Source organism: Verrucosispora sp. WMMD703 (genome assembly GCF_049178935.1).
Lineage (GTDB): Bacteria > Actinomycetota > Actinomycetes > Mycobacteriales > Micromonosporaceae > Micromonospora > Micromonospora sediminimaris.
In genome coordinates this window covers 3,510,077-3,532,529 of sequence record NZ_JBMHMM010000004.1, presented here as the reverse complement: position 1 = coordinate 3,532,529, position 22,453 = coordinate 3,510,077, and the positions used below count along the sequence as shown (strand labels likewise).

21 protein-coding genes are annotated in these 22,453 nt (G+C 71.4%); 9 read left to right on the top strand and 12 right to left on the bottom strand.

Features of this window, described 5'->3' with window-relative positions; genetic code table 11:
- Window positions 1-89: 89 nt before the first annotated feature.
- The 5 genes from ACN26Z_RS16695 to ACN26Z_RS16675 all read right to left on the bottom strand — a co-directional run bounded on the left by ACN26Z_RS16695 (window position 90) and on the right by ACN26Z_RS16675 (window position 6,297).
- A complete protein-coding gene (locus tag ACN26Z_RS16695) occupies window positions 90-1,745 on the bottom strand; it encodes a CDP-glycerol glycerophosphotransferase family protein (RefSeq protein WP_421462158.1) in 1,656 nt (551 codons plus the stop codon).
- Window positions 1,746-1,783: 38 nt separating this feature from the next.
- Window positions 1,784-3,238: a polysaccharide pyruvyl transferase family protein gene (locus ACN26Z_RS16690; protein WP_093402353.1), complete on the bottom strand. Its 1,455-nt coding sequence runs from the start codon at window positions 3,236-3,238 to the stop codon at window positions 1,784-1,786.
- Between the two features lie 208 nt (window positions 3,239-3,446).
- The gene (locus ACN26Z_RS16685; RefSeq protein ID WP_421462156.1) at window positions 3,447-3,956 is read right to left on the bottom strand and encodes an Lrp/AsnC family transcriptional regulator; all 510 of its coding nucleotides are present in this window, start codon (window positions 3,954-3,956) and stop codon (window positions 3,447-3,449) included.
- A gap of 86 nt (window positions 3,957-4,042) precedes the next feature.
- Entirely contained in the window at window positions 4,043-5,185 is a 1,143-nt protein-coding gene (locus ACN26Z_RS16680) for an acyl-CoA dehydrogenase family protein (protein ID WP_396886694.1), read from the bottom strand.
- Window positions 5,182-6,297 (bottom strand): M24 family metallopeptidase, encoded by a 1,116-nt coding sequence (locus ACN26Z_RS16675; protein ID WP_282238493.1) that lies wholly within the window; start codon window positions 6,295-6,297, stop codon window positions 5,182-5,184. The genes ACN26Z_RS16680 and ACN26Z_RS16675 overlap by 4 nt, the downstream gene beginning before the upstream one ends.
- A 175-nt stretch (window positions 6,298-6,472) precedes the next feature.
- On the opposite strand from ACN26Z_RS16675, the gene ACN26Z_RS16670 reads away from it, so the two are divergent.
- The gene (locus ACN26Z_RS16670; protein WP_282238494.1) at window positions 6,473-6,697 is read left to right on the top strand and encodes a hypothetical protein; all 225 of its coding nucleotides are present in this window, start codon (window positions 6,473-6,475) and stop codon (window positions 6,695-6,697) included.
- A gap of 13 nt (window positions 6,698-6,710) precedes the next feature.
- Here the strand turns inward: ACN26Z_RS16670 and ACN26Z_RS16665 are convergent, their stop codons facing one another.
- Window positions 6,711-7,091, bottom strand: a complete 381-nt coding sequence (locus ACN26Z_RS16665) for a VOC family protein (protein ID WP_421462153.1) — start codon at window positions 7,089-7,091, stop codon at window positions 6,711-6,713.
- A gap of 107 nt (window positions 7,092-7,198) precedes the next feature.
- Here ACN26Z_RS16665 and ACN26Z_RS16660 point away from each other — a divergent pair, with 107 nt between their 5' ends.
- Window positions 7,199-8,107, top strand: a complete 909-nt coding sequence (locus ACN26Z_RS16660) for a 5'-3' exonuclease (protein ID WP_421464668.1) — start codon at window positions 7,199-7,201, stop codon at window positions 8,105-8,107.
- A 61-nt stretch (window positions 8,108-8,168) separates the two neighbouring features.
- Here the strand turns inward: ACN26Z_RS16660 and ACN26Z_RS16655 are convergent, their stop codons facing one another.
- From ACN26Z_RS16655 to ACN26Z_RS16645, 3 genes are read right to left on the bottom strand one after another with little or no spacing between them, the layout of a single operon-like run.
- Window positions 8,169-8,966 carry a sugar phosphate isomerase/epimerase family protein gene (locus tag ACN26Z_RS16655; RefSeq protein WP_421464667.1) on the bottom strand — a complete coding sequence of 266 codons (798 nt, stop codon included), beginning with the start codon at window positions 8,964-8,966 and terminating at the stop codon, window positions 8,169-8,171.
- A 59-nt stretch (window positions 8,967-9,025) separates the two neighbouring features.
- Entirely contained in the window at window positions 9,026-10,201 is a 1,176-nt protein-coding gene (locus ACN26Z_RS16650) for a dihydrodipicolinate synthase family protein (protein ID WP_421462151.1), read from the bottom strand.
- Entirely contained in the window at window positions 10,198-11,349 is a 1,152-nt protein-coding gene (locus ACN26Z_RS16645) for a Gfo/Idh/MocA family protein (RefSeq protein ID WP_421462149.1), read from the bottom strand. The genes ACN26Z_RS16650 and ACN26Z_RS16645 overlap by 4 nt, the downstream gene beginning before the upstream one ends.
- Before the next feature lie 189 nt (window positions 11,350-11,538).
- Here ACN26Z_RS16645 and ACN26Z_RS16640 point away from each other — a divergent pair, with 189 nt between their 5' ends.
- From ACN26Z_RS16640 to ACN26Z_RS16610, 7 genes are all read left to right on the top strand, one after another.
- Window positions 11,539-12,336 carry a class I SAM-dependent methyltransferase gene (locus tag ACN26Z_RS16640; protein ID WP_421462147.1) on the top strand — a complete coding sequence of 266 codons (798 nt, stop codon included), beginning with the start codon at window positions 11,539-11,541 and terminating at the stop codon, window positions 12,334-12,336.
- Between the two features lie 140 nt (window positions 12,337-12,476).
- Complete coding sequence (locus tag ACN26Z_RS16635; RefSeq protein WP_282238497.1) at window positions 12,477-13,493, top strand: LacI family DNA-binding transcriptional regulator; 1,017 nt, start codon at window positions 12,477-12,479, stop codon at window positions 13,491-13,493.
- An 87-nt stretch (window positions 13,494-13,580) separates the two neighbouring features.
- Window positions 13,581-15,107, top strand: a complete 1,527-nt coding sequence (locus tag ACN26Z_RS16630; protein ID WP_421462145.1) for an alpha-N-arabinofuranosidase — start codon at window positions 13,581-13,583, stop codon at window positions 15,105-15,107.
- 33 nt (window positions 15,108-15,140) lie between these two features.
- The gene (locus ACN26Z_RS16625) at window positions 15,141-15,329 is read left to right on the top strand and encodes a hypothetical protein (RefSeq protein ID WP_421462143.1); all 189 of its coding nucleotides are present in this window, start codon (window positions 15,141-15,143) and stop codon (window positions 15,327-15,329) included.
- 45 nt (window positions 15,330-15,374) lie between these two features.
- Window positions 15,375-16,598, top strand: a complete 1,224-nt coding sequence (locus tag ACN26Z_RS16620) for a hypothetical protein (RefSeq protein ID WP_421462141.1) — start codon at window positions 15,375-15,377, stop codon at window positions 16,596-16,598.
- A 133-nt stretch (window positions 16,599-16,731) separates the two neighbouring features.
- On the top strand, window positions 16,732-17,769 hold the full coding sequence (locus tag ACN26Z_RS16615) for a phosphotransferase (protein ID WP_421462139.1): 1,038 nt from the start codon (window positions 16,732-16,734) through the stop codon (window positions 17,767-17,769).
- A gap of 102 nt (window positions 17,770-17,871) precedes the next feature.
- The gene (locus tag ACN26Z_RS16610; protein ID WP_421462137.1) at window positions 17,872-18,723 is read left to right on the top strand and encodes an oxygenase MpaB family protein; all 852 of its coding nucleotides are present in this window, start codon (window positions 17,872-17,874) and stop codon (window positions 18,721-18,723) included.
- A 56-nt stretch (window positions 18,724-18,779) separates the two neighbouring features.
- Here ACN26Z_RS16610 and ACN26Z_RS16605 read toward each other — a convergent pair whose 3' ends face one another.
- From ACN26Z_RS16605 to ACN26Z_RS16595, 3 genes are read right to left on the bottom strand one after another with little or no spacing between them, the layout of a single operon-like run.
- Window positions 18,780-20,585, bottom strand: coding sequence for an IucA/IucC family protein (locus ACN26Z_RS16605; protein WP_421462135.1), 1,806 nt, complete (start codon window positions 20,583-20,585; stop codon window positions 18,780-18,782).
- Entirely contained in the window at window positions 20,582-21,160 is a 579-nt protein-coding gene (locus ACN26Z_RS16600) for a GNAT family N-acetyltransferase (RefSeq protein WP_421462133.1), read from the bottom strand. Before ACN26Z_RS16600 ends, ACN26Z_RS16605 begins: the two co-directional genes overlap by 4 nt.
- Window positions 21,157-22,437, bottom strand: a complete 1,281-nt coding sequence (locus ACN26Z_RS16595; protein WP_421462131.1) for a lysine N(6)-hydroxylase/L-ornithine N(5)-oxygenase family protein — start codon at window positions 22,435-22,437, stop codon at window positions 21,157-21,159. The genes ACN26Z_RS16600 and ACN26Z_RS16595 overlap by 4 nt, the downstream gene beginning before the upstream one ends.
- Window positions 22,438-22,453: the final 16 nt, after the last annotated feature.

Below are 22,453 nucleotides of genomic sequence, written 5' to 3'. Positions count from 1 at the left end.
CCGGCAGCAGGCCGGCTCGATGACCGAACAACACCGGCTCCGGCCGGCGCGAGGCCGGGCCGGAGCCGGTACGAGAACCGCTGTCGAACTCAGAGGTAGCGGGACGCCTCGTCCAGGAAATGCTGGGCGTAGCGCTCCGGCGGAATGTCGCCGAGGTAGTACTTCTTGATGTCCTGTCGGGTGGAGGCCAGCGGATCGGCGCCGAGGAGGTCGTCGAGGATCGCGTCGAGCCCTTTGACCCGGCCGCCGTGGGCGTCGATGACATAGCTGGCCCGCCCCAGCGGGAACTCGTCGGTGAACGTGTCCGCCGGCGTCGAGACGGCCACCATCGCGAAGGGCTTCTCCGAGTACAGGTAGTCGGCCACCACACTCGACACGTCCGACACCATCGCGTCCGACGCGTTGAAGCAGTCCATCACCGACATCTTCACCTCGGCCTGCTTGCCGAAGACGTGCGGCCGCCCGTTGGCCTTGCGGTCCTCGGCCAGCAGCGCCTGGATCCGCTCACACTCACGGCCCAGCGCCGGATTCCGGTTGCTGTACGGGTGTGGCCGGAAGACGATGCTGCAACCGCGCTCGACCAGCGCCTTGACGATGTCGTAGCCGACGTGCAGTGACGAGTAGTTGGAGTCGGCGTAGAAACCCGCCCAGGTCGGCGCGTAGAGCACCCGGGGGTTGGCGATCGAGGCGATCGGCTTGGCCGCCACCGCCACGTTCTCCACCTGGGGTCGCCCGACGACGCTGAACATCTCGATCGGCATCTTCACGCCGTTGGCCGCGAAGCGGTCGATCGCGGCCTGGCCGGCGACGAAGTTCTTGTCGTACATCCGGAAGACCGGGTTGTGACTCGGCACCTTGTCGCTGTCGCCGTGGTTGAGCTGGATGTGCGTCAGGTTCGTGTACCGCAGGAGGTGGTTGTTCTTCGTCGCGGTGTTCACGTAGAAGGCGGCCCGCATGGACGGGGTGACCACACTGTCCATGTCCTCCAGGGCGGTGCGCAGCACCACCGGGGCCTTGGTCAGCGCCGCCACCTCGTTGAAGTTGGCCTCGCCGCGCACCAGCACGAAGAACTTGCGACCGAGCCGCTCCAGGTAGGGCAGCCACATCGCGACCTGGTACGCGGTGCCGGCCGGTGCGGTCCAGTGCACCACGAACGCCGGTTCGTAGGCGGTGAGCGCCTTGGTGAGGTTCCGCTCACTTGTCCGCCGCGCCCGCACCCGGCCCAGCCCCTGCCACAAGGTGAACAGCGACAGGCCGAGCGCGGCCGCCGACACCGCCGCGGCGATCAACCCGAGGTTGCCGATGAAGGCGCAGACGAGGACCACCAGCACCGCGGCACCGTTGACCAGCACCGCGCGGCTCGTGTTCGGACGCCGATAGGGCCGCGCGCCGATTCCCGGCAGATTGGCCGTCACCGGGTACGCGGCACGGGAAATGAACCCCATCGGTGTCTCGCTGAGCACCGCCAATCCGGCCAGGGCCACGCCGACGGCGAGCGCGAGATCGACGCCGCCGTGCACCGCGCCGAGCAGGTACGCGCTGGCCAGCAGCAGGACGCGCGGCACGGCGGCCTTCGAGGTGGACGCCGCTCCTTCGCGCCACGTCCAGGCCAGCAGACCGACTGCCAGCACGGCCGGCGGCAACGCCCAGAGCCGGGAACCGCCCACCGCCGCCAGCAGCAGCGCGGCGAGCGCCGACACGTCGATCGCCGTGGAGGTGATGCGCCCCCCCGTCTTCGACGCCACCCATGCCCCCAGTCGGGACGTGTTCGGAGCCGCAGTCGTCACCGACGGCCCCCCGTGGACAACGGGTTGATCCGCAGCACCCGCCCCATCCGACCCCGCCAGCTCGCCAGCGACTCCTGCTGCACCCTGAGTTCCTTCTCCAACTCGGTTACCCGCTCCTCAAGCGTCCTCTGTCCGCGCGGTTCGCGGAACGGTGGTTCGAATTCGTAGGCGCGGCGCTCCAGGTCGCCCTCGTGCCCCTGCCGTAGCCAACGCAGCCGGGACATCACCTGACGCCGCCCGACCACGTCCGAGGCCATCAGCGTGTGCACCGGGCCGGGGAACGGGGCAGCGGCGAGCGCCTCGTCGTAGGCCGGGTTCGCCTTGCCCGGCTGGAACACGTGCTCAAGGTCGTTGTGCTCGAGGAACCGCACGTAGGTCTCGAAGGTCTCGGCCTGACGCGGACCGAAGGCGTCGAAGTCCGCTTCCTCGTAGAGCCGCTGCGCGTCGACGTCCGGCGGCAGCTCCGAGTAGAGGCGGTACGGGATGCCGTGGTACTCGGAGAGTTCGACGGTGCGGGAGTCGTGCGCCAACACCACCGACGGCGTGCCCGCCAGCACGCCCGCGACGTTGCCGTGGATGCGCGTGCCGAAGGCGAAGTGCTGCTCGGCCATGAAGTCGACCCAGGTCGAGGCATCGACGAAGAACCGCATCCGGTCGTTCTCGTACAGCGGATGCTCGGTGTGGATGGGCATCCGCTTGTTGGGGACCTTGGCCGGATTCTCGCCCCACAACATGAGCGCCAACCGGTGATGCTGCTGCGGCACGATGACGCTGTTGGGGTACCGGTCGGTGTTCGCCTCGACCAGTCGGTCGACGCCCTTGACCTTCGGCGTGTACGAGATGGCGATCGGGCTGTCGTAGGCCAGCCGGTCCACCTTGCGTACCAACGGTCCCAGCGGCCCGTTGCCGAACATCGACGGGCAGCCGATCACCCGCACGTGCTCGTCGCCGAAGCCGAGATACTTCAGCATGCGTGCCGTGTACTCACCGCGCACACCGATGGAGGCCGACCGGTTGAGAACGGCCCGGGTGAACCGCGTGACGATCTTCTTGTAGTTGTCGGGGAGCGAGTCGAACTCGGTGCCGTACGGCAGCTGCGCGCCGATGCCGACCACCGTGACCGGGATCTTCAACCGCTCGATGACCTTGGCGAGACGCTCCAGGTGCGGCAGGAAGGTGTCCCGGTACGAGTTCGCCATCGGCAGGACGAACCGGTCGAACTCTTCGTTTGTCCGGTTGATGTAGGTGCCCAGGTGCACCGGACGCTCATGCACGTAGGAGTTGGCGACCACCTCGGCGCCGGGCACGCTCAGCACCCGGAACACCGCGCTGTAGAACAGCATGTTCCCAGAGTTTGACCCGAAGACACCCAACCGAGAGGTGGACAGGCTTTGCTCGTGGGACAGCACGGTCAACGGGCTCTTGCCGGCACGGATGAGAATGCGTGTCATGAGCGGACTCCGGCCGCCGGCTGGCTGGAACGCGATCGCATCGATCGGTACATCTCATCCTCCCCTTCGAGACACGCGAGGCGACCCGGACACCGGGCGGCACGAACCGCCCCGGCGTCCCGGTCATGATCCGGGTCTCACCTTCCGCCGAACCAGGGATGGATCCTAGCCCCGTCTCCTGGGTCGCAGCGGCACCGGGTGTTCCGGGTCAGTCCGCCTGTGTGCCAGCTGCGGCGGGCGGTACGCCCCGGGTGCGATGGTGCGCCGCCGGGTCGAGGGTGATCTTGGGCGGTCGGTGCTCGTACGGGGTGGACAGCACCACTGTCGTCCGGGTGGTGACGTTGGCCGCCGTCCTGATCTCCTGGAGCACTCGCTCCAGGTCGACCGGACCGGCCACCCGGACCAGCAGCAGGTAGAAGTCCTCCCCCGCCACCGAGTAGCACGAGTCGATCTCCGGCAGGTGAGCCAGCCGTTCCGGCGCGTCGTCCGGCTGGGACGGATCGAACGGCCGGATCGCCACGAACGCCGTCAGGGGCAGGTCCAGCGCCTCGAAGGAGACCCGCGCGGCGTAGCCCTTGATCACCCCACGCTGCTCCAGCCGACGCACCCGCTGATGCACCGCCGAGACCGACAGGCCGACCTTCTCCGCCAGGTCCGTGTACGACAGTCGGCCGTCCGCGGTCAGCGCCACCACGATGGCGCGGTCGATCTCCTCCACGGCGTGCAACCTACCGGGTACGACAGGTCGACGCGACTGACAAAGCCGCCCGCCGTCGCGTTCGGCGGGCGGATGGTCGCGTTCGGTCAGCCCTTCGCCAGCGCGCGGGAGATCACCAGCCGCTGGATCTGGTTGGTCCCCTCCACGATCTGCAGCACCTTCGCCTCCCGCAGGTACCGCTCGACCGGGTGGTCGGCGACGTATCCCGCGCCGCCGAGCACCTGCACCGCGTCGATTGTCACCCGCATCGCCACATCCGTGGCAAACAGCTTCGCCTTGGCCGCCTCGATCGAGTACGGCCGCCCGGCGTCGCGTAGCCGGGCCGCGGCCAGCGTCAACGCCCGCGCGGCGGAGATCTGGGTGGCGAGGTCGGCCAGGGTGAACCCGAGCCCCTGGAAGTCGATGACCGACCGGCCGAACTGCTCGCGTTGCCGGGCGTAGTCCACCGCGTAGTCAAGCGCCGCCTGGGCCAGCCCGACCGCGCAGGCCGCGATGCCCAACCGACCGGAGTCCAGGGCCGACATGGCGATGGTGAAACCCGCCCCGTCGCCGCCGATCAGCCGGTCGGCCGGCACCCGGGCCTCGTCGAAGACGAGCTGCGCCACCGGAGAGGAGCGCAGCCCCATGGTGCGCTCCGCGGCCTGCGGGTGGATACCCGGCGTGGCCCGGTCGGCGAGCAGGCAGGAGACGCCCTTCGGGCCGGGGCCGCCGGTACGGCAGAAGATGTTGTAGAAGTCGGCCACCTGCGCGTGGGTGATCCACGCCTTGGTGCCGGTGACGACATAGCCGTCGCCGTCGCGCACCGCCCTGGTGGTCAGTGCCGCGGCGTCCGACCCGCCCTGCGGCTCCGACAGGCAGTACGCCCCGAGCAACTCGCCGCCGATCATGTCGGGCAGCAGCTTGCGCTGTTCCGCGCTGCCGAACGCGGCGACCGGGTAACAGGACAGGGTGTGCACGCTGACCGCCTCGGCCACGGCCAGCCAGCGGCCGGCCAGGATCTCCAGCACCTGCAGGTAGACCTCGTACGGCTGGGCGGCGCCGCCGTACTCCTCCGGGTACGGCAGGCCGAGCAGTCCCGCCCGGCCCAGCGTGCGCAGCACCTCCCGGGGAAACTCGGCCCGCTGCTCGTACTCGGTCACCTTCGGCGCGAGTTCCCGATCGGCCAGCTCGGTGGTCAGCTCCAGCAGGTCGCGAGCCTCGTCGGTGGGCAGGATCCGGTCGACAGTCATAGCGCGATGAGCTCCGTGGGGGTGGTGTTGAGCCGTCGTACGCCGTCCGTCGTGCAGACGACGATGTCCTCGATCCGGGCGCCGTGCCGCCCGGCCAGGTAGATGCCCGGTTCGACGGAGAAGGCCATTCCCGCCGCCAGCGGGCGGTCGTTGCCGGCCACCACGTACGGCTCCTCGTGGCCGTCCAGGCCGATGCCGTGTCCGGTGCGGTGCAGGAAGGCGTCGCCGTAGCCCGCCGCGGTGATCGGTTCGCGGGCGGCGGCGTCGACCGCGGCGGCGCTCACCCCGGGGCGGACCGCCGCGACGGCGGCGCGCTGCGCCTCGTGCAGCACCGCGTAGTAGTCCACGAACTCGGCAGGTGGTGGCCCACCTGGGCAGTAGGTGCGGGTGCAGTCGGAGCGGTAACCCGAGGCCATGGTGCCGCCGATGTCCACCACGACCGGCTCACCCGCGCCGATGGGCCGGTCGGAGGTGCCGTGATGCGGGCTGGCGCCGTTCGGTCCGGCGGCCACGATGACGAAGTCGACAGTGACATGGCCTTCCGCCCTGATCGCGGCGGCGATGTCGGTGGCCACCTCCACCTCGGTCCGCCCTGGTCGCAGCCACTCCCCCATTCGGGCGTGCACCGCGTCGATCGCCGCGCCGGCCTCGGCGAGCGCCTCCACCTCGGCGGCCGACTTGTGGATGCGCAGCTCCCGCAGGACGGTCGAGGCGAGCCGCTGCCGGGCGTCGGGGAGCACCGCACGCAGCGCCAGCACCTGCTCGGCCCACATCCGGTCGGCCAGGCCGACCGCGCCGACCGGCCCGCCGAGAGCGGCGGTCACCAGTGGGTACGGGTCCGTGCCGTCCGGGTGGTCGACGAGGCGTACCCCGGTGGCCGGCGCCGGGGAGGCCTCGGCCGCCGGCCGCTCCAGGGTCGGCACGACAAGCGTCGGCTCGCCCTCGGCGGGCAGCACCAGCAGGGTCAGCCGCTCACCGGCGTGCGCGTCGTAGCCGGTCAGGTAGCGCAGGTCGGATCCGGGGCTGAGCAACAGCGCGTCCAACCCGGCGGCGGCGACGGCGCGCTGCGCCGTGGTCAACCGCTGCGGCGGATACAACTCCTCGAACCCCACACCGCTAGCTTAACGGTCGTTTGGGCCGACTGGCGCGGACGGTGCCGGACCGCCACGACACACCGGTCAGGAATCGAGAAGCACCGACCACCGGGACGTCACTAGCTTGACCAGGGTAGATCCCCGGCCGGGCAGCCGCTCGGGCCGGTGCGGAGAGTCAACCGGGAGGTTCGTGATGAGTGGGAGCAACTGGATCCGGCAGACCCATCGGTGGCTGGCGATCGTGTTCACGGTGACCGTCATCGTCACCTTCGTCGCGCTCGCGCAGGAGAATCCGGTCGAGTGGATCGCGTACCTGCCGCTGCTGCCGCTGGCGCTGCTGATGATCACCGGCCTGTACCTGTTCGTGCTGCCGTACGTCGCCAAGCGCCGCCGGCGGGCTACGGCTGGCGGAAGCTGAGGGCACCGCGGGGTCAGTCCGTCAGCCAGAGGCAGAACGGGTGGCCGTCCGGGTCCAGGCAGACCCGGACGTCCTCCTGGGGCTGAGCAGCGGCGAGCGTCGCCCCGCAGGCAAGCGCGTGCTCCAGCGCCGCCGGCAGGTCCTGCACCCCGATCTCCAGGTGCATCATCATCTGCTGCCGGCCGGGCTGCGCCGGCCAACTCGGCCGCATGTACGCGCGTTCCCGCTGGAAGGACAGCCCGACCCCACCGTCGGCGGCACGCAGGATCACGTCGTCGGCCTCCTCGACCGCGATGTCCCAGCCGAGCAGGCGCGCGTAGAAGCGGGCCAGGGCCGCCGGGTCGGGCGTGTCGAGGTTGACCGTGGTCAGCGTCAGCCGGGTCGGTACGGTCATCGGCTCCTCCTTCGTCGCTGCACCGGACCGCACCGTCGACCTGCCGTGCGCCGTGAAAGTCGGTGCGGTGTGCCAGGCTGTCGGACGTGACAGCGCAGACCCCGATCATGCTCATCGACGCGCCCAGTCTCTACTTCCGGGCGTACTTCGGCATTCCCGAGTCCGCCGCGAGGACGGCCGACGGCCAGCCGGTCAACGCGGTACGCGGGTTCCTCGACATGCTCGCCCAACTGGTGCGCACCCGGCGGCCGGGGCGGATGGTGTGCGCGATGGACCACGACTGGCGGCCCGACTGGCGGGTCGCGCTGCTGCCGTCGTACAAGGCGCACCGGGTGGCGCCCGAGGGCGGCGAGGTGGTGCCGGACACCCTCTCCCCGCAGGTGCCGATGATCCTGGAGGTGCTCGACGCGCTGGGTGTGACAGTGGTCGGCGCGACCGGCTACGAGGCCGACGACGTGCTCGGCACCCTCTCGGTCACCCAGCCCGGGCCGGTCGAGGTGGTCTCCGGCGACCGGGACCTGTTCCAACTGATCGACGACGCCCGGGGCGTACGACTGCTCTACGTCGGGCGGGGGGTGGCCAAGCTGGAGGACTGCGACGACGCCGCGGTGCGGGCCCGCTACGGCGTGCCGGCCGACAGGTACGCCGAGTTCGCCGCGCTACGCGGCGACCCGTCCGACGGGTTGCCCGGGGTGGCCGGCGTCGGCGAGAAGACCGCCGCCCGGCTGGTCGACAGGTACGGCGACATCGCCGGCATCCTCGCTGCCCTGGACGACCCGGCCGCCGGCTTCGCACCCGGGTTGCGCACCAAGCTCGACGCGGCCCGGGACTACCTGGCCGTGGCGCCGAAGGTCGTCAAGGTCGCCCTGGACGTGCCGCTGCCGCCGTTGGCCACCGAGCTGCCGGTGTCGCCGGCCGACCCGGAACGGCTGCTCGACCTGGCCGAGCGGTGGAACCTCGCCGGCTCCACCCGACGCCTGGTCGACGCGCTCGCCACCCGCACCACGACGAGCTGACCCGCTTCCAGGCCGGCTCGGGCGACCATCCGGCCCGGGGGCGACCGGTTGCCGACGCCGTTCAGGCGACCTCGCGCAGGTAGCCGTCGATGGCGGCGGCCAGGATCTGCTCGCCGGGGCGTGCCCAGACCTCGGCGTTGAAGACCTCCACCTCGATCGGGCCGGCGTAGCCGGCCGCGTCGACCTCCTCGCGTAGCCGGCGCAACTCGATGCAGCCGTCGCCGGGCAGCGCCCGGCCGAGCAGCACCCCCTCCGGCAGCGGGGTGATCCAGTCGCAGACCTGGAACGCGGCGATCCACTCCCCCGCGCGGGCGATCTGGTCGTGGACGGTGTCGTCCCACCACACGTGGTACGCGTCCACCACCACACCGACCACGCCCGGGTCGAACCGCTCGGCGATGTCCAGCGCCTGACCGAGGGTGGAGATCACGCACCGGTCGGCGGCGAACATCGGGTGCAGCGGTTCGATGGCCAGGGTCACCCCGGCGGCGTCGGCGTGCGGGGCGAGTTCGGCGATCGCGTCGGCGACCCGGGCGCGGGCGCCGTCGATGTCCCGGCTGCCGGCGGGCAGGCCGCCGGAGACCAGGACCAGCACCGGTGCGCCGAGCGTGGCCGCCTCGTCGATGGCGCGCAGGTTCTGCTCCCGCCAGTCGTCGGCGGTGAAGAACCCGCCCCGGCACAGGGTGGTGACCGCCAGCCCGGCGTCGCGGACCAGTTTCGCGGCGCGGCCGAGACCGTACTCGGCGACCGGTTCCCGCCACAGGCCGACGCCTGGCACGCCGGCGGCGACACAACCGGCGACCACGTCCGGCAGCGGCCAGTGCTGGGCGGTCGCCTGGTTGAACGAGAACCGGCGCAGGGCCGCCCGGCTCGCCGGCCCGGCCCCGTGAGCCCGCTCAGCCGCGTGAGCAGGCCCGGTCACTGGGGCACCCCGGCCACGGTGAAGAAGGCCCGGGCGCGGGCGGCAGCCAGCTCGGCGTCGGGCAGCAGCCCGGCGGCGTCGGCGAGGCTGAGCAGGGTGCCCAGGTGCTCCGGGGAACGGCCGGACTGCAATCCGCCGACCATTGTGAAGTGCTCCTGATGCCCGGCCAGCCAGGCGAGGAAGACGATGCCGGTCTTGTAGTACCAGGTGGGTGCGGCGAACAGGTGCCGGGCCAGCGGCACGGTAGGAGCGAAGATCTCGTCGTACCGGGTCAGGTCACCGCGGTCGAGGGCGGCGAACGCGGCCGACGCGGCCGGCGCGATGGCGGCGAAGACCCCCAACAGCGCGTCGGAGTGGCCGGCGTCGTCACCCCGGATCAGTTCCGGGTAGTGGAAGTCGTCGCCGGTGTAGAGGCGTACGCCCGCTGGCAGCCGGCGGCGCAACGCCACCTCACGCCCGGCGTCGAGCAACGACACCTTGATGCCGTCCACCCGGGCCGCGTGGGCCTTGAGCAGCTCGACGACGGTGTCGGCGGCCAGGTCCAGGTCGGCGGTGCCCCAGTAACCGGACAGCGCCGGGTCGAACATCGGACCCAGCCAGTGCAGCACCACCGGCCCGTCGGCGGCGTGCAGCAGTTCGTCGTACACCCGCAGGTAGTCCTCGGGGCCGCGGGCGGCGGCGGCCAGGTGCCGGCTGCACATCAGCACCGGCACCGCCCCGGCGGCCTGCACGTCTTCGAGCTGCGCCCGGTAGGCGGCGGTGACCTCGGCGAGCGTCGCCGGGCCGGGCGGCAACTGGTCGGTGGTGGCTCCGGCAACGATCCGCCCGCCGACGGACCGGGCCTCCGCCGCGCTGCGGCGGATCAGCTCCCGGGTGGCCGGGTAGTCCAGACCCATGCCGCGCTGCGCGGTGTCCATCGCCTCGGCCACCCCCAGGCCGTACGACCACAGGTGCCGACGGAAGGCGAGGGTGCGGTCCCAGTCCAGGACCGCCGGGGTGCCCGGGGTGTTGTCGGCGGCCGGGTCGGCCACCACGTGCGCGGCGGCGTACGCGATGCGGGTGCGCGGCGGGCCGTCGGGGCGGGGATGCCCGCTGCCGCCGGACAGCCGGATCCGCCGGCCGCCGGGCAGGGTCACCTCGGCGCTACCGAGCCTGCTGGTTCGCTCGCTCACAGGGCCAGCTCCGGCACCTCGACGCGGCGTCCCTCACGGGCCGACAGCAGGCCCAGTTCGGCCAACTGCACGCCACGGGCGCCGGCCAGGAAGTCCCACGGGAACGGTTCGCCGGTGGCGACGTGCCGTAGGAACGCCTCCCACTGCACCTTGAAGCCGTTGTCGAAGTCCTCGTTGTCCGGCACCTCCGTCCACTGCGAACGGAAGTCCTCGGTGGCGGGCAGGTCAGGGTTCCAGACCGGCTTCGGGGTGACCGCCCGGTGCTGCACCCGGCAGCGCCGCAGCCCGGCCACCGCGCTGCCCTCGGTGCCGTCGACCTGGAACTCGACAAGCTCGTCGCGGTGCACCCGGACGCACCAGGACGAGTTGAGCTGGGCGATGATGCCGCCCGCCAGCTCGAAGGTGCCGTAGGCGGCGTCGTCGGCGGTGGCCTCGTAGGGCCGCCCGGCCTCGTCGACCCGCCGGGGAATGTGCGTGGCGATGGTGGCCGAGACGCTGCGTACCTCGCCGAACAGCTCCGCGAGCACGTAGTGCCAGTGCGGGAACATGTCCACCACGATGCCGCCACCGTCGGCGGCCCGGTAGTTCCACGACGGGCGCTGTGCGGGCTGCCAGTCGCCCTCGAACACCCAGTAGCCGAACTCGCCACGTACCGACAGCACCTGGCCGAAGAAGCCGCCGTCGAGCAGTCGCTTGAGCTTGCGCAGCCCCGGCAGGAAGAGTTTGTCCTGCACCACGCCGGTGCGTACGCCGGCCGCCCGGGCGGCACGCGCCAGGTCCAGGGCGGCGGCGGTGTCCTCGGCGAGGGGCTTCTCGGTGTAGATGTGCTTGCCGGCCTCGATGGCCTGTCGGATGGCCTTCTCCCGCTGCTGGGTCACCTGCGCGTCGAAGTAGATCTGGATGTCGTCGCGGGCCAGGGCGGCGCTCAGGTCGGTGGTCCAGTCGTCCAGGCCGTGCCGTTCGGCGATCTCGCGCAGCTTGGCCTCGCTGCGGCCGACGAGGACGAGATGCGGCCAGACGGTGGTGCCGTCGGCCAGCGGCACACCACCGGCGGAACGGATGGCCAGCAGGGAGCGCACCAGATGCTGCCGGTATCCCATCCGGCCGGTGACGCCGTTCACGATGATGCCGATCGACCTGCGGGTCATGAGGGTCCTTCCGTCGTAGGCGCTCGTACCGATCAGGTAAGCGCTTTCCTGCACAGGTTAGGCGGTGCCGCGACGGCCAGGCAAGGGCTTACCCAACCGCGGTACTTTCGGCCGTCGCAGCCGTCGCCGGGGACGGCGGCAGGAGCAGACCGCTGGCCATCTCGCCGCCCCAACGAGGATCATCACTGGATGGCTGACCAGTCAGACGAGATCGTCGCGTACTACACGGACCGCTACCGCGAGGATCTGCGGCTCGCCGCGCGGCCACAGGCCCGGCTGGAGCGGACCCGGACGTTGGAACTGCTGCGCGCGTACCTGCCGACGCCGCCCGCCCGGATCCTGGACGTCGGCGGAGGGCCCGGTGCGTACGCCCGGGCCCTCGTCGCCCTCGGCTACCGGGTACGCCTGCTCGACCTGGTGCCGGCGCACGTCGAACAGGCCCGCGCCGGCAGCCCCGCGATCGACTCGGATGTCGCCGACGCCCGCGCGCTGCCCGAGGAGGACGACAGCTACGACGCCACCCTGCTGCTGGGGCCGCTGTATCACCTGCCGCGGCGCGCCGACCGGTGTCGGGCTCTGGCCGAGGCGCTCCGCGTCACGCGACCCGGCGGACGCGTCCTCGCCGCCGCGATCTCGCGGTTCGCCGGGCCGCTCGACTTCGCCGCCACCGGGCGACTCGACGACCGGACGGTCGAGGAAGCCGAGGTGCTGCTCACCGACGGCCGGAACGACGCGCGTCTGGGTTTCACCCACGCCTACTTCCACCGGGTCGAGGAACTCCTCGACGAATGCCGTACCGCCGGGTTGGTCGAGCTGGCCGTCGACGGCGTCGAGGGACCGGCCTGGATCGCCGCCGAAGCGGCCGCGCACGGGCCGACGGCGGAGACCGTGTACGCCGCCGCCCTGCGGCTCGCCCACGTCTTCCGAGGGGAGCCGACCCTGGTCGCGGCGAGCGCCCATCTCCTCGCCCGGGGCACGGTTCCCTGACCGCGCGGCGGAGACCGGACGGACCGCCCGGACCCGCGGCCTTGACCTGCGCGAACCACGCCCCGGAAAAGGCTCCGCGCTGCGGTACGGTGTCGCTGGTCGCCGCGACAGCGGCCGGCGCGACGCGTGAGGGGGCGGGTGTGGCGACGCTGTCCGATGTGGCCCGACGGGCCGGTGTCTCACCCGCCACCGCCTCCCGCGTGATCAACGGCAGCAGCAAGCCGGTCACCGAGGAGTTACGCGAACGGGTCTTGCAGGCCGTCGCCGAGTTGCAGTACGTGCCCAACGCGCACGCCCAATTGCTGGCCCGGTCGCACCGCGGCGCCGTCGGAGTGATCGTGCACGACGTCTCCGACCCGTACTTCTCGGAGATCACCCGCGGCCTGCAACGGGTCGCCACCGACCAGGGCCGCCTGTTGATGATCTGCAACAGCTACCGCGACCCGGAGCGGGAGTTGGAGTACGTCGAGCTGTTGCGGGGCCAGCAGGTCGCCGCCATCGTCCTGGCCGGTTCGGGATACCACGACGCCGACTTCACCCGGCTGCTCAACGGCAAGCTCGCCGCGTACGAGGCCACCGGTGGCCGGGTCACGGTGATCGGCCGCCACGAGCACTCCGGTGACGCGGTGATGCCGGACAACCGGGGCGGTGGCGGACTCCTCGGTCGGGAGCTGTGCCGCCTCGGCCACGAACACATCGGTGTGGTGGCCGGGCCCCGGGTGCTGACCACCATCACCGACCGGCTCACCGGGTTGCGCGCGGCACTCGCCGAACACGGCCTTGACCTGCCGGAACACCGCATCCGGTACGCCGATTTCGACCGTGACGGCGGTGCCGAGGCCACCGCCGCGCTGCTCGACGCGGAGCCCGGCCTGACCGCGATCGCGGCGCTCAACGACTCGATGGCCATCGGGGCGCTGGCGCTGCTGCGCGCCCGCGCGGTGCCGGTGCCGCAGCAGGTCAGCGTCTTCGGGTTCGACGACATGCCGATGGCCCGCGACGTTACGCCGGCGCTGACCACGGTGCGACTGCCGCTGGTGGAGATGGGTGCCCGGGCGATGGCCCTGGCTCTCGACCCGGGCGCCGCCAGCCCTCGGGTCGAGTCGCTCGCCGCCGAACTGATCCGTCGGGACAGCACCGGGCCCGCCCCGAGGTGACGCGAGTAGTGGGGGCTCGCGGCCCGGCCGAGGGCTCGTCTACCGCCACCGAAAACGTTATCGTGAGTGATCATCGTTAGGAGCCCCATGCCCCGCGCGCACCTCACCATCAACCCGGCCTTCACCATCGGCCCGGTCCGTCGCCGACTCTTCGGCGGTTTCGTCGAGCACCTCGGTCGCCACATCTACGACGGCATCCACGAGCCCGGGCATCCGAGCGCCGGACCGGACGGATTCCGGCGCGACGTGATCGATCTGGTCAAGGAACTCGGGGTCAGCACGGTCCGGTACCCGGGGGGCAACTTCGTCTCCGGCTACAACTGGGAGGACGGTGTCGGGCCGGTGGGCGAGCGGCCGCGCCGGCTCGATCTCGCCTGGCACTCCACCGAGACCAACGAGGTCGGCCTGCACGAGTTCCAGCACTGGCTCGACCTGGTGGGCAGCGAGCTGATGCTGGCCGTGAACCTCGGCACCCGGGGCCCGAAGGAAGCCGTCGAGCTGCTGGAGTACACCAACCTGCCGGCCGGCACCGCCCGCGCCGCGCAACGGGCCGCCAACGGCCGGGAGAAGCCGTTCGGGATCGCCATGTGGTGCCTCGGCAACGAGATGGACGGCCCCTGGCAGCTCGGCCACCGCGACGCGACCGACTACGGCAAGCTCGCGTCGATGACGGCGAAGGCGATGCGACAGGTGGACCGGGATCTGGAGCTGGTCGCCTGCGGATCGTCCGGCCGGGGCATGCCGACCTTCGGTGAGTGGGAACGCGTGGTGCTGACCCACGCCTACGACGACGTCGACTACATCTCCTGCCACGCGTACTACCAGGAACACGACGGGGATCTCGCGAGTTTCCTCGCCTCCGGGGTCGACATGGACACCTACATCGAGTCGGTGGTCGCGACCGTCGACCACGTACGCACGGTGAAGCGCTCGACCAAGCGGGTGGACCTCGCGTTCGACGAGTGGAACGTCTGGTACATGTCCCGCTGGCAGGAACAGGCCCGCACGTTCACCATCGACGAGTGGCCGGTCGCACCACGCCTGCTGGAGGACCGGTACACCGTCGCGGACGCCGTGGTCCTCGGCGGTCTGCTGATCTCGCTGCTCAACCACGCCGACCGGGTCACCTCGGCGAACCTCGCGCAGTTGGTCAACGTCATCGCGCCGATCATGACGGAGCCGGGCGGGCCGGCCTGGCGGCAGACGACGTTCTTCCCGTTCTCGGTGACCTCGCACGCCGCTCGGGGCGACGCGCTGCGGGTGCTGGCCGACGCCGACGAGACGACCACTGCCACCTTCGGCTCGGTGCCGGTGGTGGCCGCCGCCGCGACCAGCGACGGCGCCGAGCTGTCGGTGTTCCTGCAGAATCGGCACCTCACCGAGGCCACCACCGTGACGATCGACCTCGGCGCGTTCCAGCCGACCGGTGCGGTCTCGGCCCGGGGGATCTGGGACACCGACGTACACGCCGCCAACGACCTGCGCGACCCGCACCGGGTCGGGCTGCGGACCAACGACACCGCGCGGCTCGCCGACGGCCTGCTCACCGTCGAGCTGCCGCCCGTGTCGTGGACCGCACTCACGGTCGAGCGCGCCGAGCCCCGAAGGGGCTGACCGTTCCGGCGGTCGGACCGTATCGTCTCCGCCGTGTCACCGGCGTTCGGAAACCTCACCCGCCGGCAGCGCACGCTGCTGGCGCGGTGGCTTCCGGGGGCGACTGTCGAGGCAGACCACAGCTGGGGTCTGGTGGCCACCACGGTCCTTGAGGTGACCTGCGCCTTCGAGGCGCAGGGCCATCGCATGATCGCCGAGGCGCTCGCCGATGTCCGGCGCTGACCAGTCCGGCGGAGGCTGTGGCATCGCGATGCGATCATCGGTGCCATGCGCAAGATTGCCGTGACGATGGCCGTGGTCGTGCTGGTGTCGGGGTGCACCGGCGGACCGGCCGGCACGGACAACTCGGTCCCCGCTGGGACAGCCGTCGGCGGATCCCCCGAAGCCGTCGTCACCAGCCCGCCGGCACCGAGCTGGCGACTGGCCACGCTGCCGGAGCTGGCCGGGCCCACAAGCGTGCTGTGGGACGTGGTGTCGGTGGACGCGAGGCACGCGTGGGCCGTCGGCAGCGAGGCTTACTCGCCCGCCCAGCCGGACGACACCGGCACCCCGGTGATCCTTCAGTGGGACGGAAGAAGCTGGGCCCGCGCGCCGCTGCCGGCGATCTCTTGGCACGGGCGGCTCGACCTCGTCGCGGCCGACTCGCCGTCGAATGTCTGGGCGGTGGGCAGCACCGCCGCCGCCACCCCGGAGGAGCAGGTGACGCACGTCCTGCACTACGACGGCAGCGCCTGGCGCGAGGTGCCGTTCGCACGGGGCGACGGCGGAAGCCTTGCACTCATCACCGGACTCACCGTCGGCGGCGGACAGACGTGGTTGGTGGGCAACGACCTCAGCAATGTGATCATCGAGCAGTGGGACGGACGATCCTGGCGGTCACACCAGCCGCCCGCCGAATGTCGCACCGGCGGCACGTCCTTCGGTGGGATGCCGAACTTCTGCACCTTCACCGCGATCAAGGCCTTCGGCCCGGACAACGTCTGGGCCGCCGGCAACGGCGCGTGGCAGGGCTTCAAGGGCCCGTTGCTCTTCCACTGGAACGGCTCCGCCTGGCGCACCGTCCAGGTGGGCGTCAATGAGGAGGAATCCTCGTTCGGCGCGCTCGCGGGTCACTCGTCCGGCGATCTGTGGGCGGTGGGCGACGGCGGGTTGGCCGTGCGCGCGAGCGGTGGATCGTTCGAACTGCTCAGGTACGCGCAAGGTGGCGCGCTGCCCGACGTGGTCACCGACCTGGCCGGACGGCCGTGGCTGATCGACAACTCGCCAACGCCGAGCCCGTCGCTCGTCACGTACCGCACGGGCGGGTGGGCCCGCGTCCCGGTGCCGCAGCCGCCCGACGCCGTCGGCATGAGCCTGCACGGGCTCGACAGCGTCCCGGGCAGCCCGCTGATGTTCGCGGTGGGAGCGGCCGATCTTCCCACCAACCCGCGATATCTGAAGGGGATCGTCCTCGAGTACGCGCCGGCCCCGTCGGCCGAACCACGCCACTGACGGGCCGGTGCCGGAGGTGGTGCTGACCGGGGTGGTGACCGACGGCTGACCCGTACCGCCCGCCGGCCGCACCCCGGGTGGGGCCGGCGGGCACGGGACGGACAGCGGGCGGAGCGCGGCCTACGCTGTCCGGGTGGCACCGGTCAGTCCGACGCAGCGGGTCCTCTCCCCCGACGACGTGGTCGACTTCGTACGGTGCTCGTTCGGTCCGGATCGGCGGGTGGCCGACTGCGGGCCGCTGTCCGGTGGCGGCTTCGCCGCGGTGTGGTGGGTCCGCCTCGACGGCGACCGGCCGGAGGCGGGCCGCGCGCAACCAGGCCACCGGGACGTCGTGCTCAAGGTCGCCCCGCCGCCCACCGCCCGGCTGCTGCGCTACGAGACCGACCTGCTCGCCGCCGAGGCCCGGTACTTCCGGCTGGTCGCCGAGCGGGCACCGCAGGTGCCGGTGCCGCCGGTGCTGCACCACGGCCACGACCGGCGACTCGGTGAGTGGCTGGTCACCGGCCGACTGCCCGGCCGGGCCCTGCCCGAGCTGGACGGCGACGACGCGGCGGTCCGCGCCGACCTGGGCGCGGCCACGGCCGCCCTGCATCGGATCACCGGCGACCGGTTCGGCTACGACGCCGGCCGCACCGGCGGGGCGACCTGGTCGGCCGCGTTCGCGGCGATCATCGACGACCTGCTCGCCGACGCGGCCGACTGGGAGGTGACGCTGCCCGCGCCGCCGGAACGGTTCCGGGTGCTTGTGGCCCGGCACCGCGAACTGCTCGACACGGTACGCCGGCCGGCGCTGCTGCACTTCGACTGCTGGGACGGCAACGTCCTCGCCGCCCTGGACGGCGACGGTGTCTACCGGATGTGTGGCCTGGTCGACGGCGAACGGTTCCTCTACGGCGATCCGCTGCTCGATCTGGTCTCTCCGCTGCTGTTCCGTTGCGCCGAGGACGAACCGACGCACCCGTTCCTGCGCGGATACGCCGAGGCCACCGGCGGGCCACTGGTCTTCGACGACGGGGCCCGCCGCCGGCTCGCGCTGTACCGGATGCACCTGCACCTGCTGATGACCGTGGAGATGCCCAGCCGGGGCATCACCCCTGACAACGACCCGGGCCGGCACACCCTGCTGGCCGAGCTGCTCGACCGCGACCTGACCGAACTGGCCGGGGCATGACCAGCCTGCCGACGGCCGCACCGCCGGCCCTGGCCGGACCAGCCAGCCAGGCCCAGGCCAGCCGGCAGGGCCGACAGTGGAACATCATCGGAGGAGCCGCCGTTGCGAGACCGTCACGCCAACCTGGCGCGCATCCGGTCGCTCGACCCCGAGCGTGACCACCTGGCGATCTACCAGACCATGCTGCGCCACGAGTTCTGCTGGGACCTGCGGCTCGGGCTCAACCTGGCGTTCAACCGCTCCTTCTCGATCCCGGAGATCGCCGCCGTGCACACCGCCACCGGCGAGCTGACCCGGCGGACCCGCAAGCGCATCGACGACACCGGCCTGCTGATGTACGAGATGGTGCTCAACGGCTTCGACCATCCGCGCGGGCGCTCCGCGCTGCGTCGGGTCAACCAGATCCACCGCCCGTACGGCATCGACAACGACCACTACCGCTATGTGCTCGGCTGCCTGGTGGTGATCCCGACCCGGTGGATCGACAGGTACGGTTGGCGCCGTACCTGCTGCCACGAGCGGCGCGCCACCCACGTCTTCTACCGGGAACTTGGCCACCGGATGGGGATCACGGACATCCCGGAGACCTATCAGGAGTTCGTCGGCTGGTTCGACGCGTACGACGCGGCACACCTGCGGCCCAACGACGACGCGGCGGCGATCGAGCGGGCCACCCGGGGGCTGCTGCTCGGCCGGCTGCCGCGCCCCCTGACTCCGATCGGCGACGCCCTGGTCGCCGCGCTGTACGACGACCGACTGCGCGCGGCCACCCGGGTCGCCCGGCCGGCCTGGCCGGTGCGGGCCGGGCTGCACGCCGGGCTACGCGTCCGGGCGTGGCTGCTGCGCCATCTGGGCCGGCCCCGCGCCGAGCCGCTGTTCACCGACGGGGTGATCAGCACGAGGACGTACCCCGACGGCTACACCATCGACCAGCTCGGCCCACACCCCGGTTGATCCGCAACCGCCCCGGCAACGGCCGTCACCGGGGCGGGACCTGGGTGTGCCGCAGGTCAGGACGGTGCGAAGCGGGCGATCGGATTGGTCAGACCACCGACCAGTTGCAGGGCTGCGGACGGGTCGGCGAGGTCGACCATCTGCTGGTTGTCGCGCAGCTGAAGCCGGTTGAGGCAGGACAGCGCGAACTCCGGGGCGAACAGGTCGTAGCGGGTCAGCCGGTCGGCCAGGTGGGGTACCCGGCCGGCGTACTCGGTGGCGCAGTCGGCCACCGTACGCCAGAACTCCTCCTCGCCGATGACGCCCTGATCGGCCAGGGTCGCGCCGAGGAAGCGGAAGAAGCAGTCGAAGACGTCGGTGAAGATCGACAGCAGCTTCATGTCCTCCGGAATGTCGGCGCGGACCCGCTCCACCGCCGGTGGTAGCTGCGCCGCAGCGCTCATCACCACGATCTCCTCGGCGATGTCCTTGAAGATCGCCCGCTCCACGGCCCCGTCGCGCAGCACCAGGATGACGTTCTCGCCGTGTGGCATGAACGCCAGGTCGTAGGCGTAGAACGCGTGCAGCAGCGGAGTCAGGTAGGCGTCCAGGTAGCGGCGCAGCCACACCCCCGGCGCCAGCCCGGAGGCGGCGATCAGCTCGGCGGCGAACGACCGCCCGTCGGCGTCGACGTGCAGCAGTGACGCCATGGTGGCCAGTCGCTGGCCGTCAGCCAGGTCGGGCACCGGGCTCTCCCGCCAGAGCGCGGCAAGCATCTTCCGGTACGGCGAGTAGCGGTCGGTGGCGGCCTCGTACTGGCGGTGCCGGTAGCCGACGGCGGCCCGCTCCCGGATGATGGTCAGCCCGGTGGCTCGGAACACCTCGTCGCCGTCGATCAGGTCGGCCAACCAGTCGTTGATGGCCGGAGTGGCCTCCATGTACGCGGCCGACAGCCCCCGCATGAAGCCCATGTTCAGCACGGACAGCGCCGTCTTGACGTAGTGCCGCTCCGGATGGCTGACGTTGAAGAAGGTACGGATGGACTGCTGGGCGAGGTACTCGTCGGGGCCTTCACCGAGGCAGACCAGCCGGCGACGCGCCACCTCGCCGGCGAAGGTGACCGACAGCTTGTTCCACCACTGCCAGGGGTGCACCGGAATGAGGTGGTAGTCGGCGAGGTCCAGGCCCAGCTCGGTCATGGTCGCGGCGAAGCGGGCGAGGGTCTCCTCGCCCAGCTCGGCACGCAGCAGCGTCTCCTCGTCCAGGTCGGCGGCGCTGGTGAAGGTGGCGTGGTCGCGGTGGGCGGCGAGCCAGACCAGCCGGACCGGGTGGGCAGCCTCGGGGGCGTACCTGTGGTACTCGTCGACACCGAAGCCGAGTCGCCCGTTGTTGGCCACGAAGCAGGGGTGGCCCTCGGTCATCGACGTCTCGATGGTCTGGAAGTCGGCCTCCACCAGCTTCGCCGCGCTGGGCAGCGCGTTGTCCAGCTTGTATGCCAGGCCGGCGAGGGTGGAGGTGATCTCCTCAAGGTAGACCGGCAGGATCCGGTCGGTGAGGCCGAGCGCGTCGCGCAGGTCGAGGCAGAGGTCGACCGCGTCCAGCGGCAGCGGCTCGCCGTCCCGGTGCCGGGTGATGCTCTCCGGATCGATGTCCCAGTGCTCCAGGGTCAGCACCCGGGCCGCGAACCGGTACCGGACCGCGCCGGAGGCGGCGGTGACGGCGTACCAGCGGCGGCCGGCGCCGTCGGCGGCAGCCGGGCCGTCCGGTTCGGGAGTGAGCAGGCGCTCGTGGGTGAACTCGGCCAGCGCCTTGCGCACCAGCAGGCGGTTGGCCCGCTCCCAGGTCTGCGGGCGCAGGTGGGCGACGGGTGAGCGCGAGGTCATGCCGGTACTCCTTCGTCTCGGGTCGCGGCCAGGAACCGCTGCCGGGTGCAGACACTCAGCAGGGCCGTCTTCTCCGGCTTGGTGACCGGTCCGACCACCTCGAAGCCGACCGCCGCGTTGAGCGCGTGCACGGCGGTGTTACGCACGTCCGGCTCGACCACGACCCGCGCCGTGGCAGGATCGGCGAAAAGCCAGGCCATCACGGTGGTGATGACCGCCCGGGTGAAGCCGGACACGGGAGCGTCGGCGGGCGCGCAGAGGAAGTGCATCCCGACGTCGCCCGGCCGGGCGTCATGCAGGCCGACCAGCTCGACGCGCGCCGGATCGTAGCGTTCGGCGAGGAACGCCGGCTCGCCCCGCCACAGACCGAGGTACGCCTCGTGGTGCGGATGATCGGCGATGAGCTGGTACTCGGCGGCCACGGTGTCGACGTCGGCGTCCTGCATCAGCCAGAACGCCGCCTTGGGGTGGGTGACCCACCGGTGCAGCAGCGGCGCGTCGGCAGCCACGTCGAGCGTACGCAGGGCGAACTCGCCGAGTCGCCGATCGTGGCGGGTGTAGACGAGCTGGGTCACCCGGTCACCCCGAAGTCCTGGAAGGCGATCGACTTCTCGATCGGGTACGGCTCGCGGCCGAGCAGTTCCCGGATGATCCAGCTGTTGCGGTACGGACCCATGCCGAGATCGGGCGAGGTGATGCTGTGCGTGTGGGTGCCCCCGTTCTGCAGGAACACGCCACGCCCGGTGGAGTCCACACTGTAGTTGCGGGCGACGTCGAGCCGACCGTGGTGGTCGAAGCGCAGCCGGTCCCGGACCGGCTCCAGGAACGCGGGCACCTCGTACCGGTAGCCGGTGGCCAGCACCAGCCCCTCGGTGTCCACTGTAAAGTCCCGCTCCTGCTCGACGTGGCGCAGCCGGAGGGTGTGCACGCCGGTGCTCTCGTCGTGGGTGACCCCGGTCAGCTCGGTGTTGGTAAGCAACCGGGTGTTCACCGGGCCGTTGATGCTGGAGGCGTAGAGCAGGTCGTAGATATCGTTGACCAACTCGGCGGAGATCCCCTTGAACAGCCCTTTCTGGTCGGCCTCCAGCCGGTACCGGGTGGGCTCGGGCAGCGCGTGGAAGTAGTCCACGTAGTCCGGCGAGGTCATCTCCAGCGTGAGCTTGGTGTACTCAAGCGGGAAGAAGCGGGGCGAGCGGGTCACCCAGTTCAGCTGGTAACCGTGATGGTGGATGTCGCCGAGCAGATCGTGGTAGATCTCGGCGGCGCTCTGCCCGCTGCCGACGATCGTGATGCTCCGCTTGGCCCGCAACGCGTCCCGGTGTTCCAGGTACCGGGAGTTGTGCACCGCGTCGGAGTTCAGCCCGGCGCAGGCGCCCGGCAGGTGTGGCGGGGTGCCGGTGCCGAGCACCAGGTGCCGGGCCCGGTGGGTGACGGTGGCGCCGTCGGCGGTGGCGGTCACCACGTACCGGTCGTCGGCCGGGTCGTACTCGACGGCGGTGACCTGGTGACCGAACCGCAGGTTTGGCAGTTTGGCGGCGGCCCAGCGGCAGTACGCGTCGTACTCGACCCGCAGCGGGAAGAAGTTCTCCCGGATGTAGAAGGGGTAGAGCCGGCCGATCTCCTTGAGGTAGTTGAGGAAGGAGAAGGGCGAGGTGGGGTCGGCGAGGGTGACCAGGTCGGCCAGGAACGGCGTCTGCAACCGGGACGACTCCAGCAGCATGCCGGGATGCCAGGAGACGTCGTCGCGGGCCTCCAGGAACAGCCCGTCGAGGTCGGCGATGGGTGCGGTCAGGCAGGCCAGGCCGAGGTTGTACGGCCCGAGGCCGATCCCGATGAAGTCGTAGCTTTCCATCCGGCCCTCCAGGCTC

Bases quoted from the DNA above. Each gene is read 5' to 3' on its own strand.
- ACN26Z_RS16680 (WP_396886694.1), bottom strand. From the start codon at position 5,185: ATGACTGTCGACCGGATCCTGCCCACCGACGAGGCTCGCGACCTGCTG.
- ACN26Z_RS16690 (WP_093402353.1), bottom strand. From the start codon at position 3,238: ATGACACGCATTCTCATCCGTGCCGGCAAGAGCCCGTTGACCGTGCTG.
- ACN26Z_RS16665 (WP_421462153.1), bottom strand. From the start codon at position 7,091: ATGACCGTACCGACCCGGCTGACGCTGACCACGGTCAACCTCGACACG.
- ACN26Z_RS16595 (WP_421462131.1), bottom strand. From the start codon at position 22,437: ATGGAAAGCTACGACTTCATCGGGATCGGCCTCGGGCCGTACAACCTC.
- ACN26Z_RS16640 (WP_421462147.1), top strand. From the start codon at position 11,539: ATGGCTGACCAGTCAGACGAGATCGTCGCGTACTACACGGACCGCTAC.
- ACN26Z_RS16645 (WP_421462149.1), bottom strand. From the start codon at position 11,349: ATGACCCGCAGGTCGATCGGCATCATCGTGAACGGCGTCACCGGCCGG.
- ACN26Z_RS16605 (WP_421462135.1), bottom strand. From the start codon at position 20,585: ATGACCTCGCGCTCACCCGTCGCCCACCTGCGCCCGCAGACCTGGGAG.
- ACN26Z_RS16660 (WP_421464668.1), top strand. From the start codon at position 7,199: ATGCTCATCGACGCGCCCAGTCTCTACTTCCGGGCGTACTTCGGCATT.
- ACN26Z_RS16670 (WP_282238494.1), top strand. From the start codon at position 6,473: ATGAGTGGGAGCAACTGGATCCGGCAGACCCATCGGTGGCTGGCGATC.
- ACN26Z_RS16630 (WP_421462145.1), top strand. From the start codon at position 13,581: ATGCCCCGCGCGCACCTCACCATCAACCCGGCCTTCACCATCGGCCCG.
- ACN26Z_RS16620 (WP_421462141.1), top strand. From the start codon at position 15,375: ATGCGCAAGATTGCCGTGACGATGGCCGTGGTCGTGCTGGTGTCGGGG.